The 16,183-nt window shown below is 32.9% G+C and carries 9 protein-coding genes; 5 read left to right on the top strand and 4 right to left on the bottom strand.

Annotation, left to right across the window (positions count from 1 at the left end; all coding sequences use genetic code 11):
* Nucleotides 1-23 precede the first annotated feature (23 nt).
* The 4 genes from BT107_RS06585 to BT107_RS06570 all read right to left on the bottom strand — a co-directional run bounded on the left by BT107_RS06585 (nucleotide 24) and on the right by BT107_RS06570 (nucleotide 5,836).
* Complete coding sequence (locus BT107_RS06585) at nucleotides 24-1,517, bottom strand: DUF1501 domain-containing protein (protein WP_072303006.1); 1,494 nt, start codon at nucleotides 1,515-1,517, stop codon at nucleotides 24-26.
* Nucleotides 1,518-1,519: 2 nt separating this feature from the next.
* Nucleotides 1,520-3,883, bottom strand: coding sequence for a PSD1 and planctomycete cytochrome C domain-containing protein (locus BT107_RS06580; protein WP_072303005.1), 2,364 nt, complete (start codon nucleotides 3,881-3,883; stop codon nucleotides 1,520-1,522).
* A gap of 154 nt (nucleotides 3,884-4,037) precedes the next feature.
* Complete coding sequence (locus BT107_RS06575) at nucleotides 4,038-4,751, bottom strand: LytR/AlgR family response regulator transcription factor (RefSeq protein WP_072303773.1); 714 nt, start codon at nucleotides 4,749-4,751, stop codon at nucleotides 4,038-4,040.
* Complete coding sequence (locus tag BT107_RS06570) at nucleotides 4,751-5,836, bottom strand: sensor histidine kinase (protein WP_072303004.1); 1,086 nt, start codon at nucleotides 5,834-5,836, stop codon at nucleotides 4,751-4,753. The genes BT107_RS06575 and BT107_RS06570 overlap by 1 nt, the downstream gene beginning before the upstream one ends.
* 249 nt (nucleotides 5,837-6,085) lie before the next feature.
* Here BT107_RS06570 and BT107_RS06565 point away from each other — a divergent pair, with 249 nt between their 5' ends.
* From BT107_RS06565 to BT107_RS06545, 5 genes are all read left to right on the top strand, one after another.
* Nucleotides 6,086-7,147 (top strand): carbohydrate-binding family 9-like protein, encoded by a 1,062-nt coding sequence (locus BT107_RS06565; RefSeq protein ID WP_072303003.1) that lies wholly within the window; start codon nucleotides 6,086-6,088, stop codon nucleotides 7,145-7,147.
* Nucleotides 7,134-8,258 (top strand): glycoside hydrolase family protein, encoded by a 1,125-nt coding sequence (locus BT107_RS06560; protein ID WP_072303002.1) that lies wholly within the window; start codon nucleotides 7,134-7,136, stop codon nucleotides 8,256-8,258. The genes BT107_RS06565 and BT107_RS06560 overlap by 14 nt, the downstream gene beginning before the upstream one ends.
* Before the next feature lie 12 nt (nucleotides 8,259-8,270).
* Nucleotides 8,271-10,595, top strand: coding sequence for a glycoside hydrolase family 20 protein (locus BT107_RS06555; protein ID WP_072303001.1), 2,325 nt, complete (start codon nucleotides 8,271-8,273; stop codon nucleotides 10,593-10,595).
* Nucleotides 10,596-10,605: 10 nt separating this feature from the next.
* Entirely contained in the window at nucleotides 10,606-12,813 is a 2,208-nt protein-coding gene (locus tag BT107_RS06550; protein WP_072303000.1) for a GH92 family glycosyl hydrolase, read from the top strand.
* 261 nt (nucleotides 12,814-13,074) lie between these two features.
* Complete coding sequence (locus tag BT107_RS06545; protein WP_072302999.1) at nucleotides 13,075-16,182, top strand: SusC/RagA family TonB-linked outer membrane protein; 3,108 nt, start codon at nucleotides 13,075-13,077, stop codon at nucleotides 16,180-16,182.
* Nucleotide 16,183: the final 1 nt, after the last annotated feature.

The following is a 16,183-nucleotide window of genomic DNA, read 5'->3' as shown; positions in this document are numbered from 1 at the left end:
TTAAAATGGCTGGTTGATTTTTGTTAAGATAAAATATCTTTTATAACATGGCCTTCTACATCTGTTAATCTAAATCTACGTCCTTGGTATTTGTAGGTTAGTTTTTTATGGTCTATGCCCAGGAGATGCATCATTGTTGCCTGAAAATCGTGTACATGTACAGGATTCTTTACAATGTTATATCCAAAGTCATCTGTTTCTCCGTAGCTAATTCCTGGTTTAATACCGCCGCCGGCCATCCACATTGTAAAACTTCTTGGATGGTGATCTCTTCCGTAGTTATCTTCTGTTAATATACCTTGAGAGTAGTTGGTTCTTCCAAACTCGCCACCCCAAACAATAAGTGTATCTTCTAATAAACCACGTTGTTTTAAATCTGCGACAAGAGCTGCAGATGCCTGGTCTACGTCTTTGGCTTGTTTTTTAATTGCACCTGGTAAATTATCATGCTGGTCCCAACCCATATGGTAAAGTTGTATAAAACGAACATCTTTTTCTGCTAATTTTCTGGCTAGTAGGCAGTTTGCAGCAAAGGTGCCCGGTATTTTAGCATCTGAACCATACATTTTATAAATATAATCTGGTTCGTTATCTATATTCATAACATCTGGAACAGAAGTTTGCATTCTGTATGCCATCTCATATTGTGCAATTCTACTTTGTATTTCTGGATCTCCAAATTCTGTGTATTGCTTATCATTTAAAGAAGCTAATTTATCTAAAACGGCACGTTTAGTGTCTTTTGTAGTTCCTTTAGGATCGTTTAAATATAAAACAGGGTCTTTTGCTGCTCTAAATTGAACACCTTGGTGTAATGAATTTAAAAATCCGTTACCCCATAATCTTGTATATAGTGGCTGACCTTGTGGTCTGCCTGTTCCTCTTGATAATAGAACAGTAAAAGCAGGTAAATTATCGTTTTCACTACCAATACCATAACTTAACCAAGAACCTATACTAGGTCTGCCTGGTTGTTGAGATCCTGTTTGAAAAAAAGTAACTGCAGGATCGTGGTTTATAGCTTCAGTATGCATCGATTTTACAATACATAAGTCATCTACCATTTTTGCGGTATAGGGTAACAAATCGCTAATCCAAGTGCCATTTTTTCCGTATTGTTTAAAATCGAACTGAGAACCCACCAAAGGAAATTTATCTTGACCAGAGGTCATTCCTGTTAAGCGTTGACCGTTTCTAATAGATTCTGGTAAATCTTCACCTCTACGTAAATTTAAAAGAGGTTTATAGTCAAACAATTCTAACTGAGAAGGGCCACCACTCTGAAACAAGTAAATAACTCTTTTAACTTTTGCAGGATGATGCAATGTGTTTAATGCACCTTTAGAGCCTGCTATTGTGTTAGAAGGAGAAAGTACTCCGTTTGGACTCTTATTAAAATAGCTATAGCCCATTAAGGATGCTAGAGCAGTACCGCCAAGACCTAAAGCCGTTTTTCCTAAAAAAGCTCTACGATTTAAAATTAACGACCGCTCTTCTAAAATTTTCTTCTCACTCATAACTATCCTTTTGTTATAGTTTCATCTAGATTTAAAATGGTATGCGCTGTTAAAGACAATGCAGCTAGCTTATCTGATGAAATTGTAGTATCTACCTTGTACGAACCAATAGATAAGTATTCGTCTGCCTTAATTTCATTACTACTTATTCTGTTAAGCATATCGTTGTAATGGTTGCTAAGCTCTGTAATTTCGGTTTCGTCTGGTAACCTAGAAGTTGCAGATTCAAAAATGTAGATTATTTGTTTTGCTAACTCTTCGTTAGTTGTAATTGCATTACTTGCTAATACTCTTGCTGCTTCTATAAGTTGCGGATCGTTTAAAAGCACCAGTGCCTGTAGCGGAGTATTTGTTTCTTGTCTTTTTACAGAACATAAATCTCTAGATGCAGCATCAAAAGTTATCATACTAGGTGGTGGTACGGTTCTTTTCCAGAATGTATATAAACTTTTTCTGTACAAATCCTTGCCTTCACTTAAAATGTAAGAAGATGTACTACCGCCACCGCCGCCAGTTGTTTCTTCCCAAATACCATCTGGTTGGTAAGGTTTTACACTTGGGCCACCAACCTCTGTATTTAATAATCCACTAACAAAAAGTGCTTGATCTCTTATCATTTCTGCAGATAAACGTAACCTTGGTGCACGAGCAAGCCATTTGTTAGGCGGGTCTTTTTCTAAATTTTCTTTTGATATAACTGTACTCTGTTGGTAGGTTTGCGACATTGCTATAGATTTAAGAATATCTTTAGTGTCCCAGCCACTTTTTCTAAATTTAATAGCTAAATAGTCTAATAATTCAGGATGAGAAGGCAATGCCCCTTGATTACCAAAATCATAAGAACTGGCCACTATACCTGTGCCAAACATACGTTGCCAAAAACGATTTACAGCAACTCTAGCTGTTAATGGGTTGTCTTCATGAAACAACCATTTAGCAAGTCCTAATCGGTTTTTTTCAAATTCTTCAGGATAACTTAATATAGATGCAGGTGTATCTGGATATACTTTTTCTCCGTGCTGATCGTAAGCTCCTCTATTAAGTATATATGCTTGTCTTGGAGTATCCATTTCTTGCATTACCATTACAGGAATTTCTTTAGCTTCAGATTTGTTTAATTGAACAAAATTTAGAACATCACTTTTCTCTTTTTCTGTAATAGTTATGTATGGTTTAGGAATTACACCAGCACCGCCATTAACTAGTCCGTCTTCATCTATATTATTAAAAAAGCTAAAGAAAGAGAAGTGTGCTTTTTGACTTATTGGATCGTACTTGTGATCGTGACAACGTGCACACTCTAAGGTTAATCCTAAAAAGGCTGTGCCAAAGGTTTGTATACGATCTTCTACATACTCAACTCTATATTCTTCAGGAATTACACCGCCTTCATAAGTAATCTTATGGTTGCGATTAAAACCCGTAGCTAAAATTTGTTCTAAAGATGCATTTGGTATTAAATCTCCGGCTAGTTGGTCTGTTACAAACTCGTTATACGGTATATTGTTTTTAAAGGCGTGAATAACCCAGTCTCTCCAAGGCCACATTGTACGTTCAAAATCGTCTTGGTAACCGTGAGTATCTGCATAGCGAGCAATATCCATCCATTCGGCTGCCATATTTTCTGCATAATCTTGAGAAGAAAGTAAATTGTCTATTACTTTTTCATATGCATTAGAAGATGAGTCTTTTAAAAATTGATGTATTGCTTTTGGCGATGGTGGTAAGCCAGTTAAATCGAAATAGACTCTTCTAATTAATTTTTCTTTAGATGCTTTTTCAGAAGGCTTTAAGTTGTTCTCTTCTAGTTTTTGATAAATAAAATTATCTATTTCATTGTTGCCCCAATCTTCTTTTTTCTCTGGAACAGTTTGTTCTACAGGTGGTATAAAAGCCCAATGATCTTTATATTCTGCACCTTGCTCTACCCATTTTTTTAGTATAGCTTTTTCATAATCTGTAAGAATTAAGTTAGATTCTGGTGGTGGCATAATAGCACTAGGATCTTCAGAATAAATACGGTTTATCATTCCGCTTTTTTCTACATTTCCAGGAACTATTGCAAAATGATCCATTTTTTCACCTAAAGCTTTATAAGCTTCTTCTGGAGATACCATAGAAAAGTTACCTTCTACAGCATTTTTATCTGGTCCGTGACATATAAAACATCTGTCTGATATTATTGGTTTTACATGGAATGTAAAATCAATTTTATCAGGAACAGCAATTTCACCATTTTCTGCAATTGCAACTTCAGAATATTTGTTATCTGTTTTGCAGCTTATTATACTAATGGTAGATAAAATAGCGAATGCTATTTTTAGCAGAGATTTTTTAGCTAATAGAAACCAGTTCTTTTTTATCATACCTTAAAAAATAAGCATTTATATAGGTACTAAATATTGTTATTATAAAAGTGATTCACAATAAATATCGACCAATAACAAATGATAATAGCTTAATATGATTAAAAAACTAAGCTTCTGTTATTTTTTTAAGTAAGAAAATGCAGTTTTAATATTATGCGTTTCCTAATAGGGTTTCTTTTACATCATTAATATAACTACGACCAATAGTATAACGTATACCACCAATTTCTAGGCTGTTACCTTCTATAGTATCTACTTTACAAATAGATATTGTGTAAGATCTATGTATTCTTATAAATTTATCGCTGGGTAATTCGTCTGTAAAACTACTTAAGGTTCTATGAATGATGTATTTATCTGATTTTGTTTTTATACGGATGTAATCTTTTAGACTTTCAATTACCAAAATATCTTCTAAAAATATTTTTTGTAATTTCTTTTTATCAATTTTTATAAAAATACTAGGGTTTTCTGCAGTATTACTTGCGCTAACAGGAGTTGTACTGCTTTGTTTTAGTTTGATAATACGTTGTACAGATTGTAAAAATCTAGGGAACGGAATTGGTTTAACTAGGTAGTCTATAGCTTGTAGCTCGTAACTTGTTAATGCATATTCTTCGTGAGCAGTAGTAATAACAACCATTGGAACAGATTGTAGATTTTTTAAAAAATCTAAACCATCTAAAATGGGCATATTAATATCTAAAAAAATAATATCTACTGTGTTTTTCTGAACAAAAGTGGTTGCAGCAACAGCATTAGAGAAGGTTTCTATTAATTCTAATTCTTGTACTTGAGAAACATAATTTTTTAAAACATTAATAGCAAGCGGCTCATCATCTACAATTATGGTTCGTAATTTAATCATACTTTAAGTTTTAGAATTACATTAAACATTTTCTCTTTTTCATAAATAGATAAGTGGTAGTCTTCTTTCTTGTAACCTAACTCCAGGCGCTTTTTTAAATTACTTAGTCCAATACCACCACTTCTAATAGGTATTAAACTTTCTGGACTATGTACAGGGATAGTATTGGATACTTTAAAGTGTAAAAAGTCTTCACTTACTTGCACATCTATATCTATAATCATATCTCCAATGTTTTTACTAGCACCGTGTTTAAAGCAATTTTCTATGACAGGTATTAATAACATAGGTGAAATACGTTTGTTTTCTAGATCTCCAGAAATACTAAAGTTTATGTTTAAAGACTCATCAAAACGTAAACGTTCTAAGTCTAAGTAGTTTTGTATACAGTCTAATTCACTTTTAAGATCTTGTTTGTTCTTTTTGGTTGCGTATAATAAGTAACGCATTAATTCAGATAGTTTTAAAATAACTTCAGGAGCTCTGTCAGACTTTTCTAAGGTTAAGGAATAGACATTATTAAGTGTGTTAAAAAAGAAATGAGGTGATACTTGAGAGCGTAAAAAACGTAATTCTGTACTTAGTTGTCTTTTTTCTAATTCATGTAGTTTGCTATGTTCTTTTAACCAATCTATGGTAAGTTTTATAGCGGCAACAAAAGAAGAAACATAAAGCTCGCCAACCATCATAGTTGTAGCGTAGTTTAAAGTTAAACCTTCTAACTCTTCAGGACCTTCTGGCCAAACATTAGGACCAATAAAATAATATGTTGCATAGTATTTTACCAGTAGCATTACGAGTAAAGTAGCAATTACGGAAATGGTATAGCTAAAGTATTTTTTTTTGAAAACAAACTTTGGCATTAAATAATACACATTAAAGTATGCAATAGCCATATGTATTGGAAAACCAATAAGATTCATATGAAAAGAAAGCATAAAATCTTGATGAATATTACTATATCGTAAGCTGTTAAATATAAAGTAGATACACCAAAAAATAATGTGGTGTTTGTAGTTAATATCAAAACCTTTAGAGGAGTTTTGATCTATAAAAGAGTCTACATTATTATTTATATTCATTGGTTTGGTTTCGTTGTTTTTGTCTCTACTATTTAATCGTTTAGCATTTGCCTGTCGTTATTGGTCTAAAATTATTTTCAGTATAAATAAAAAAAAGAATATTTATAAAGAGTTGTTGTACAGTCTAAAAACTAGATATGTCTGCTTTGTACTATATGCAGAATAGGACTCGTGAAAAGTATAAAAAATAATTTAATTAACAACTAAATTATAATAAGGTTAAAATAAAGTTACCAATAATATAAGATTATGAGTTTAGATACTTCTGTTAAAACCAAACAAAAAATAGCAATCTTTCTTTTTCTATTGTACTTAGGTTGTGCTGCAGCAGCTGCCCAAGAAGCACCAAAAAAATATACAGCTTTTAAAGTGTTAGATAGTTTAATTGTAGATGGTTTAGATACAGAGAAATCTTGGCAAAATGCAGAGTGGTCAGATGTTTTTATAGATATTGAAGGAGATAAAAAAGCAAATTATGCCACAAGAGTTAAAATGCTTTGGGATGCAAAATACCTGTATTTTTTCGCAAAATTAGAAGAGCCTCATATTTGGGGAGATATAACAAAAAGAGATGCTGTAATTTTTTATAACAACGATTTTGAGATTTTTATAGATCCTAAAGGCACCACTCATAATTATATGGAATTAGAGGTAAATGTATTAAATACTGTTTGGGATTTGTTGCTAACAAAAACCTATAGCCAAGGTGGTGCAGCTATAAATAATTGGGATATAAACGGCTTAAAATCTGCAGTACATATAAACGGAACTTTAAATAATAGTAGTGATACAGATAAAAGCTGGACAGTTGAAATTGCTATTCCTTGGGCGGCTATGTTAGAGCCATCTAATTTAAAAACAATACCTGTAAACGATTTTTGGCGTATAAATTTTTCACGAGTACAATGGCAGCATACTATAGAAGATGGTAAGTATGCTAAAAAGAAAGATGCTAATGGTAAAGTATTACCAGAATACAATTGGGTTTGGTCTCCGCAAGGGGTAATTAATATGCATAAGCCTAATAAATGGGGGTATGTTTATTTTTCTGATGAGGTTAATGGTAAGCAACCAAAATGGAATATTCCAAAAGACGAACATCTTAAATGGTATTTATATGATGTTTTTTTAAGCTTTGTATATCATAAGGATGAAAGTTTAATACAATCTAAAAAGGTATTAGGTAAACTAATAGAACCTAGATTAGAAAAACACACAACAGGATTTAATATATGGGTAAAGAGTCCATTTACAAATAAAATACTAGTAATTAAAGAAAACGGAAAATTTAGTAGTTATGAAGCAGAATAAGATATTTTTACAGGTAGTAGTGGGTTTTTTAGCAGTTATATTGTTGTTTTCTTGTGAAGAGAAAAAAACAAAAGAAATAGTAGCTCCAGTGGCTAATACTACTACAGATAGTTTTACATTTTGGACGTGGACATCTGCTAATGCAGAAAAAGAAGATGCTGCTTACCAAGAAGAGTTTGCAAAATATAAAGCCAATGGTATTACAGATGTTTTAATAAACACAGGTACAGATCCTAAGTTATTAAGCAGAATTACACCTATAGCAAAAAAAGAAGGTTTAGATGTACACGCTTGGATGTTTACAGTAAACAGACCAGGAGATGCTGTAGCAGAGCAACATCCAGAATGGTATGCTGTAAGTAGAGATGGTAAATCTTGTTTTGATGAGCCACCTTATGTTGGTTATTACAAATGGTTGTGTCCTACTAGAAAAGAATCTAAAGCACATATTTTAAGTTTGGTAGAAGGTTTAGCAAAAGTAGAAGGTGTGTCAAGTGTACATTTAGATTACATTCGTTATTCAGATATCTTTTTACCTATTGGTTTATTGCCAAAATATAATTTAAAACAAGAGATAGAGTTACCTGAGTTCGATTTTTGTTACTGTGATGTATGTGTAGCTGAGTTTGAAAAGGAACATCATAAAAATCCTAGAGATTCAGAAAACCCTGCCATAGATATGGAGTGGAAACAGTTTAGATTAAATAAGGTAAAAGCTATTGTAGACGAGGCTTATGAAATTGCCCATAATAACAATAAAATATTAACTGCAGCAGTATTTCCTTACCCAGAAATGGCAGATCATATGGTACGTCAACGTTGGGATAAATGGAATGTAGATAAAGTATTACCAATGATTTATCATAATTTTTATAATGAAGAAATAGATTGGATTGGTTATGCAACAGGAGAGGGGGTAAAAGATTTAAAAAACTCTAAAACCGAATTGCATACAGGTATTTATGTGCCAGATATGTCGGTTTCTGATTTAGAAAAAGCAATTCTATTAGCAAAAGATAATGGCGCAAAAGGAGTTTCTATTTTTGATGGTAATGCACTTACAGATGAACAATTTAAAGTGATAAAAAGACTTAGTAAAGAACTAAATTAATTGCTACAATTTATGAAGCACTCTAAATACATATTAGCCTTTTTATTTTTAGTAGCTGCTTTTAGTTGTGAAAATAAAGAAGAAAAAATATTTACAGAAAAAGATATAAATATAATTCCTAAGCCAATATTTACTGAGCTAAATACAGGTAGCTTTAAGTTTACTAATGACACTAAATTAATTGCAGAAACAAAAGAACAGCAAAACTTATTGCGCTCTTTTTCTATTAAGTTAGAAAAAGTCTCTGGCATAAAAACAGAAGTTGCTTCTATAGTGCCAACAACCAATTATATTCAGTTTGTAGTAGATACAACTTTAAAAGATGAGGAGTATAACTTGGCAATAAAAACAAATGCAATTGTTGTAAAAGCAAATGCCTATGCTGGTTTTGTTTACGGCTTAGAAACTATTAAACAATTACTTCCTGTAGCTATAGAAAGTGCTGCGTTAGTGCAAGAAAATTGGGTTGTTCCTAATGTAGAAATTAAAGATGCTCCTCGTTTTAAATGGAGAGGATTAATGTTAGATGTATCTAGACATTTCTTTGAAGTAGATTATATTAAAAAAACGTTAGACCGTATGGCAATGCTAAAAATGAATACTTTTCATTGGCACTTGGTAGACGATCAAGGATGGCGTATAGAAATAAAAAAGTACCCAAAACTTACAGGAGTTGGTGGTTTTAGAGTAAACCAAGAAGATAAACCTTGGAATGCTAGACCAAATGCACCTTTAGGAACAAAAGCTACTTACGGTGGTTTTTATACACAAGAACAAATAAAAGAAGTTGTTGCTTATGCAGCAGAAAGAGGCATTACGGTAGTTCCAGAAATAGAAATGCCAGCCCATGTTAGTAGTGCAATAGCTGCATATCCAGAATTTTCTTGTTTGGCTAAACCTATTGTAGTTCCGTCTGGTGGTGTGTGGCCAATAACAGATATTTATTGTGCAGGCAAAGAAGAAACCTTTACTTTTTTAGAAGATGTATTAACAGAGGTAATGGATTTGTTTCCGTCTAAATATATACACATTGGCGGAGATGAAGCTACTAAAACCAATTGGGAAACGTGTCCGCATTGTACCGCTAGATTACAAACAGAAGGTTTAGCAAATGTAGAAGAGTTACAAAGCTATTTTATTAAGAGAATGGAGCGTTTTATAAGTTCTAATGACCGAGTTTTAATTGGTTGGGACGAAATTCTAGAAGGTGGCTTAGCTCCAGGAGCTACGGTTATGAGCTGGCGAGGTGTAAAGGGAGGTTTAGAGGCCTCTGCAGAAGGTCATGATGTTGTAATGACTCCAGGAACGCATTGTTATTTTGATCATTACCAAGGAGATCAAGATAAAGAACCTCTTGCTTTTGGTGGGTACACACCTTTAAGTAAGGTGTATAATTTTGACCCTATAGTAGAAGAAATGACTTTAGAACAAGAAAAACACGTATTAGGCGGACAAGCAAATTTATGGGCAGAGTATTTGCCAACAGAAGAACAGTCTGAGTATATGATTTTTCCTAGACTAGCAGCTATGTCAGAAGCTGTATGGAGTTCAAAAGAAAATAAAGATTGGACAAATTTTTCAGGACGTGTAAAAGAGTTGTTTAAGCGTTACGATGTAATGGGTGTTAATTATGCTAAAAGTGCTTATCAAATTACAACAGATACTAAAATTGATGTAAAAACAGGAATTTTAACCATTGCTTTAAAAAACGAATTTCCTAATTCTGATATTAGATATTCTATAGATGGTAGTGCTGTTCATCAATCTTCATTACAATACAAAGAACCTATAACATTAACAGCTTCAACAAAGATAAAAGTAGCAATGTTTGAAAACGGAAAAAAGGTAGGTCCGGTTTTAGAAAAAGAAATAAATTACCATAAAGCTACTGCTAAGGAGGTTGTTTATAAAGAGGAATATCATAAAAGTTACCAAGGAGCAAAAGAAGTAGGACTGGTAAATGTGCTGCGAGGTTCTAAAAATTTTCACGACGGTCAATGGCAAGGTTGGTTAGGTAATAATATGGAAGTGGTTATAGATTTAGAGAAAGAAACCGAATTTTCTAAAATGATTTTAGGTACATTAGAAAATCAAGGGTCTGGTATTTATTTTCCAATAAAAGTTGAAGTGTTTACATCTAAACATAGAAAAAAGTTTACCAAAGTAGGAGAAATTAGTAGAGCATTTAAAGTTAATGGGAAATCAGAATTAAAAGATTTTACAATAAATTTTGATAAAACAAAAGCAAGGTATATAAAAGTAATAGCAACTAACTTAAGTAGTCCGCCAACAGGAGGAGGAGCTTGGTTGTTTGTAGATGAAATTGTTGTAGAATAAATAGATAAATATGAAATTTAAAGTTTTAAGTATTTTTTTAGTTGCAGTTGCATTTGTTTATGCGCAAAAGCCTGTAGATTATGTAAATCCGTTTATTGGCACTTCTAATTTTGGAGCAACAAATCCAGGAGCTATTGCACCAAGAGGTATGGCAAGTGTATCTCCTTTTAATGTAGCTGTAGAGAAAGATGCTGGTTGGTTGTCTAACCCATATGTAAAACAAAATACCTTTTTAACAGGTTTTACTCACGTTAACTTAAGTGGTGTTGGTTGTCCAGATTTAGGTGTAATACTAACAATGCCTACAACTGGAAATCTAAAAACAAACCATATGGAATATGGAACCACATACACAGATGAGGTTTCTAGTGCAGGTTATTATTCGGTTAACTTATCAAAATATAAAATAAAAACAGAGCTTACTGCAACAACAAGAGTAGGTGTTTCTAGATATAGTTTTCCTGCAGGAGAATCTAACATACTTGTAAACCTAGGATTGGGTTTAACCAATGAGCAAGGTGCTATGGTAAAGGTAGTTTCTAATACAGAGATTGAGGGGATGCGTACAGTTGGCTCTTTTTGTTACAATAGCCCAGAACACGCTTATCCGGTATATTTTGTTGCTAAATTCTCTAAACCGGCGGAAGAATTTGGTGCTTGGAAAAAACCTAGGAAATACAATGGTGTAGAAGCACAATGGATGACTTATAATGGTAAGACTAGATTGATGAAAGGATACACCAAAGAGGTTGTTGGCGATAGTATTGGTGCATATATGCGTTACAATTTTAAGCAAAAAACGAGTGTTGAGGTTAAAATAGGAGTTTCTTATGTTAGTATAGAAAACGCTAGAGAAAATTTAGAACAAGAAACAGCTACTAAAAGTTTTGAAGATATATATACAGAGACAAAAGCAGTTTGGAACAAGACTTTATCTACGGTAGAAGTAGAAGGAGGCACAACCGATGATAAAACAATATTTTACACAGCATTGTACCATACACAAATACACCCTAATACGCTAAACGATTTTAATGGAGACTATCCAGAAATTGCAACGGGTAAAATAGGGAATACAAAGGGGACTAGATACACTGTCTTTTCACTTTGGGATACCTACAGAAATTACCATCCGTTAATGAGTACCTTGTACCCAGCACAACAATCTAATATGGTTAATAGTATGTTGTCTATGTATAAAGAGAATGGTTGGTTGCCTAAATGGGAGCTAAATTCAACCGAAACTTTTACAATGGTTGGTGACCCTGCACCTGTAGTTATTGCAGATACATATTTACGCGGTATTACAGATTTTAATGTTGATGAGGCATATGCTGCAATGGTAAAAGGAGCAACTCAGCTAAATAATAATCCGCTACGACCAGGAATAAAAGAATATTGGGAAAATGGATATTTAAGTGTAGATGGAGGCGGGGAAGGACCTGTTTCTTCAACCGAAGAATATAATATATCTGACTTTGCAATAGCGCAATTAGCAAAAACATTGGGTAAAAAAGACGATTATAAAAAGTTTTATAATCAGTCTTTATCTTACAGAAAATTGTTTGATAAAAAACTTAAACTAATGCGACCTAAAAATAGTGATGGTAGTTGGTACACACCCTTTGATCCATACAAGGGAGCTAATTTTGAGAAGAATGTTGGGTATATAGAGGGTAATGCTTGGCAATATGCTTTTATGGTACCGCATGACATTAAGGGATTAATGAAATTAATGGGAGGTAAAAAACAATTTGTTTCTCATTTAGATTATATTTTTGACAATAACCAGTTTGATATGGCTAACGAGCCAGATATAGCATATCCTTTTTTATACAACTATAGTAAAGGAGACGAGTGGAAAACGCAACAACGTGTACAGCAATTAATAAAAACATATTTTACAAATACACCAGCAGGTTTACCAGGTAATGATGATACAGGTACAATGTCTGCTTGGTTGGTATATGCAATGATGGGTATATACCCTGTTAGTCCGACTACACCAGTTTATACTATTTCTACACCAAGGTTTACATCTATGACCATTCATTTAGATACTACCTATTACAAAAATAAAAAGTTGGTTATAAAAAGAACAGGAGATTTAGACGGAAAAATAAAGTCTATTAAATTAAATAATAAAGTTGTTCAAGGCTATTTTATTAATCATCAAGACTTATTAAACGGTGCTGTTTTAGAAATTAAGATGGATTAAGAGTACTTTTTTTAACAAGTTTTTTCCTTTGTAACCTTCTAATTATCTAGTAGTTGTAAGGTTTTGTGTTTGTTTTATTTAACATAACATAGCAAGTATTAAGCAAATGGTTAACACTTATTACTTTTTTGTACCTCTTTTTAATGTCGCTTAGCTTTTCCACAAAGTTGTTAGTCGAATTAATTTCTGCTTTTAACATTAATACGTAAAATTTAATCATTAATTAACTAAAACTAACTTAACAATTAAACTCAATTAAGTATGCAAAGAAAAACTCATTACTTACTATTGTTTGTGCTGTTTCTCCTTACCACTGGTATGGTAGCACAGAGCAAGACTGTAACCGGTACGGTTACAGATGAATCTGGTATGCCTCTCTTGGGGGTTAATGTATTAGAGAAAGGAACTTCTAACGGTACATCTACAGATTTTGATGGAAAATATACTATAACTGTTGCAGGTGAATCTTCTGTTTTAGAATTTACATCTATTGGTTATACGTTTAAAACTTCTTTTGTAACAGGTAAAACAACTGTAAATGTTACAATGGCTGAAGATGCAGAACAACTAGGAGAGGTTGTTGTTACAGCTTTAGGCATTAAAAAAGAAGCAAAAGCATTAGGATATTCATTAACAGAAGTTGGTGGAGACGAATTATCTAATGTAAAACAAGTTAGTGCAATTAACTCTTTACAAGGTAAAGTAGCAGGTGTAAACATTACACAAAACTCAACTGGAGCATCAGGTTCTAGTAGAGTAATTATTCGTGGTAATAGTACATTAACGGGTAATAACCAGCCACTATACGTAGTAGATGGTATTCCTATTGGTAATGATAACAATGGATCATCTGGTACATACGGAGGTAGTGACGGTGGTGATGGTATCTCTAGTATTAACCCAGATGATATAGCAAGTGTTAGTGTTTTAAAAGGTGGTGCAGCAGCTGCATTATATGGTTCTAGGGCAGGTAATGGTGTAATTATTATTACAACAAAAAATGGTTCTCAGAAAAAGGGTTTAGGAGTAGAAATTAGTAGCTCTGTTACTTTTGATGAAGTAGATACTTCTTTAACAGATTTTCAAACTACATACGGGCAAGGAACTAGAGGTAGAGTACCATCTAACCAGTCTGAAGCTTTTGATTTAGGTTTATCTTCTTGGGGTCCAAAATTAGATGGCTCTAGTGTTGTACAGTGGGATGGTGTAGAAAGACCTTATTCTTATGTAGGTGATAATAGAGATCATTTTTATAGAACAGGTACTACGTTTATTAATACAATTGCAATAACTAGTGGTTCTGAAAATATGAGTTACAGACTTTCTGTATCTGATCTTGATAATGAAGATATTGTTCCTAATTCAGGAATTAACAGAAAATCTTTTTCTTTAAACACAAGTGCAGTATTAGCAGATAAATTAACGAGTCAGGTTAACGTAAAATACATAGTAGAAAACGTAAATAATAGACCAAGATTATCTGATGCTCCTGGTAATGCAAACTATTCTGTAGCGTTACTTTCTCCAAACATAGATGTACGTGATATGAATCCGGGTGCAAATCCAGATGGATCTGAAAGAGGATATTCTGCAAACATATACTCTCAAAACCCATACTACGCAGCTTATAACTTTAATAATGAAGATTCTAAAAATAGAATTATAGCTTCTACTTCTCTACGTTATGATATTTTAGATTGGTTATATGCTTCTACTCGTGTTGGTGTAGATCACTATACAAGAAAAGCAACTAATGTAGAACCTTGGGGAACAGCTTATAAAGTTTTAGGAGGTATGACAGAGACTGAGGGAAGATATACCCAGATAGATGCAGATGTAATGTTAGGTGTAAATAAAGCTATTACAGAGAAATTTACAATAGATGGTTTATTAGGTGCAAACTCTAACCATGTTAAAACAGAAAACTTATATTTAGGAGGAGACAATTTTGTTGTTCCTGGTTTTGAGGATATTTCTAATTTAAGAGATCAGTCTAGAAGTAGAGACTACGAAGAGAGAAAAATATCTGGTATTTATGGTTCTCTAGGTTTTGCTTATGATAAATGGGCTTACTTAACATTTACTGGTAGAAACGATTGGTTTTCTACATTATCTTACCCAGGTAAAACAACACCTAACAATGAGTTTTATTTTTCTGTAAACTCAAGTATTATTTTATCTGATGTTTTAGAACTACCAAGTTTTATAGATTTCTTAAAAATTAGAGGTGGTTATTCTGGTGTAGCTGGTGGTGGAGATGGTGCGTATCAATTGTCTCCAACATATCAAATTTTTGGACAAGGACATCAAGGACAAACATTAGGTAGAATTAACGGTAGTTCAGTTCCTAACGCAAATTTAGTTCCTTGGGAAAAGGATGAAACTGAAATTGGTTTAGATCTTAGACTTTTTGGTAGTAGATTATCTTTAGATGTTGCTTATTACCAAAATGAGACAACTAAAGATATCGTAAATATTTCTACATCTGTATTCTCTGGTTATGATAGTGCTACTGCAAATATTGGTAGCTTAGAAAATAAAGGTATAGAGTTTTTAATATCTGGAACACCAATAAAAACAGAAGACTTTAGCTGGAACACAAGCTTTAATGGAGCTTATAATAAGAGTGAAGTTACTGCAACTAATGATGACGGAAACCCTATTAGTTTAGATGAACCAAGAACACAAAATGCAAGAATTACTCACGTTGTAGGTGAGCCTTACGGTTCAATCGTAGGTGTATCTTATAATAGAGATAATACAGGTAATATTATTTACGATATAGATTCTGATGGTGTGCCAATTGCACAAGAAGGTGAACGTAAAATATTAGGAGAAGGAGTGCCACCATTAACTTTAGGATGGAGTAACACATTTAGATACAAAGATTTTAATCTTGGATTTTTAATAGATGGTAAATTTGGCGGACAGTTATTGTCTGGAACTAATGCATTAGGGTATAGTACAGGTTTACATAAAACAACTTTAGAAGGAAGAGAAAACGGATTAGAAGTTTCTGGAATAGACGGAGATACAGGTTTGCCATTTACAACAACAGTTGCTCCAGAAGATTTGCAAACATACTACGGAAGAGTTAGCCGTATTGCAGAAGAGTTTGTAGAAGATTCAGATTACATTAAATTTAGAGAACTTAGTATTGGTTACACTTTACCAGAAGCAATGTTAGAAAAAACATTTATTAATAGTGTAAGCGTTTCTTTAATTGCTAGAAACTTATTCTACATTTCAAGAAGTATAGATAACGTAGATCCAGAAAGTACATACAACTCGGGTAACTCTCAAGGTTTAGAGTATTTTGGTGTACCATCAACTAGAAACTATGGTTTTAGTCTAAATGTAAAATTTTAAG

The organism is Cellulophaga fucicola (assembly GCF_900119145.1).
Lineage (GTDB): Bacteria > Bacteroidota > Bacteroidia > Flavobacteriales > Flavobacteriaceae > Cellulophaga > Cellulophaga fucicola.
This window is presented reverse-complemented; position numbering and strand designations above follow the sequence as displayed.

Bases quoted from the DNA above. Each gene is read 5' to 3' on its own strand.
- BT107_RS06545 (WP_072302999.1), top strand. From the start codon at position 13,075: ATGCAAAGAAAAACTCATTACTTACTATTGTTTGTGCTGTTTCTCCTT.
- BT107_RS06560 (WP_072303002.1), top strand. From the start codon at position 7,134: ATGAAGCAGAATAAGATATTTTTACAGGTAGTAGTGGGTTTTTTAGCA.
- BT107_RS06585 (WP_072303006.1), bottom strand. From the start codon at position 1,517: ATGAGTGAGAAGAAAATTTTAGAAGAGCGGTCGTTAATTTTAAATCGT.
- BT107_RS06555 (WP_072303001.1), top strand. From the start codon at position 8,271: ATGAAGCACTCTAAATACATATTAGCCTTTTTATTTTTAGTAGCTGCT.
- BT107_RS06550 (WP_072303000.1), top strand. From the start codon at position 10,606: ATGAAATTTAAAGTTTTAAGTATTTTTTTAGTTGCAGTTGCATTTGTT.
- BT107_RS06570 (WP_072303004.1), bottom strand. From the start codon at position 5,836: ATGAATATAAATAATAATGTAGACTCTTTTATAGATCAAAACTCCTCT.
- BT107_RS06580 (WP_072303005.1), bottom strand. From the start codon at position 3,883: ATGATAAAAAAGAACTGGTTTCTATTAGCTAAAAAATCTCTGCTAAAA.
- BT107_RS06565 (WP_072303003.1), top strand. From the start codon at position 6,086: ATGAGTTTAGATACTTCTGTTAAAACCAAACAAAAAATAGCAATCTTT.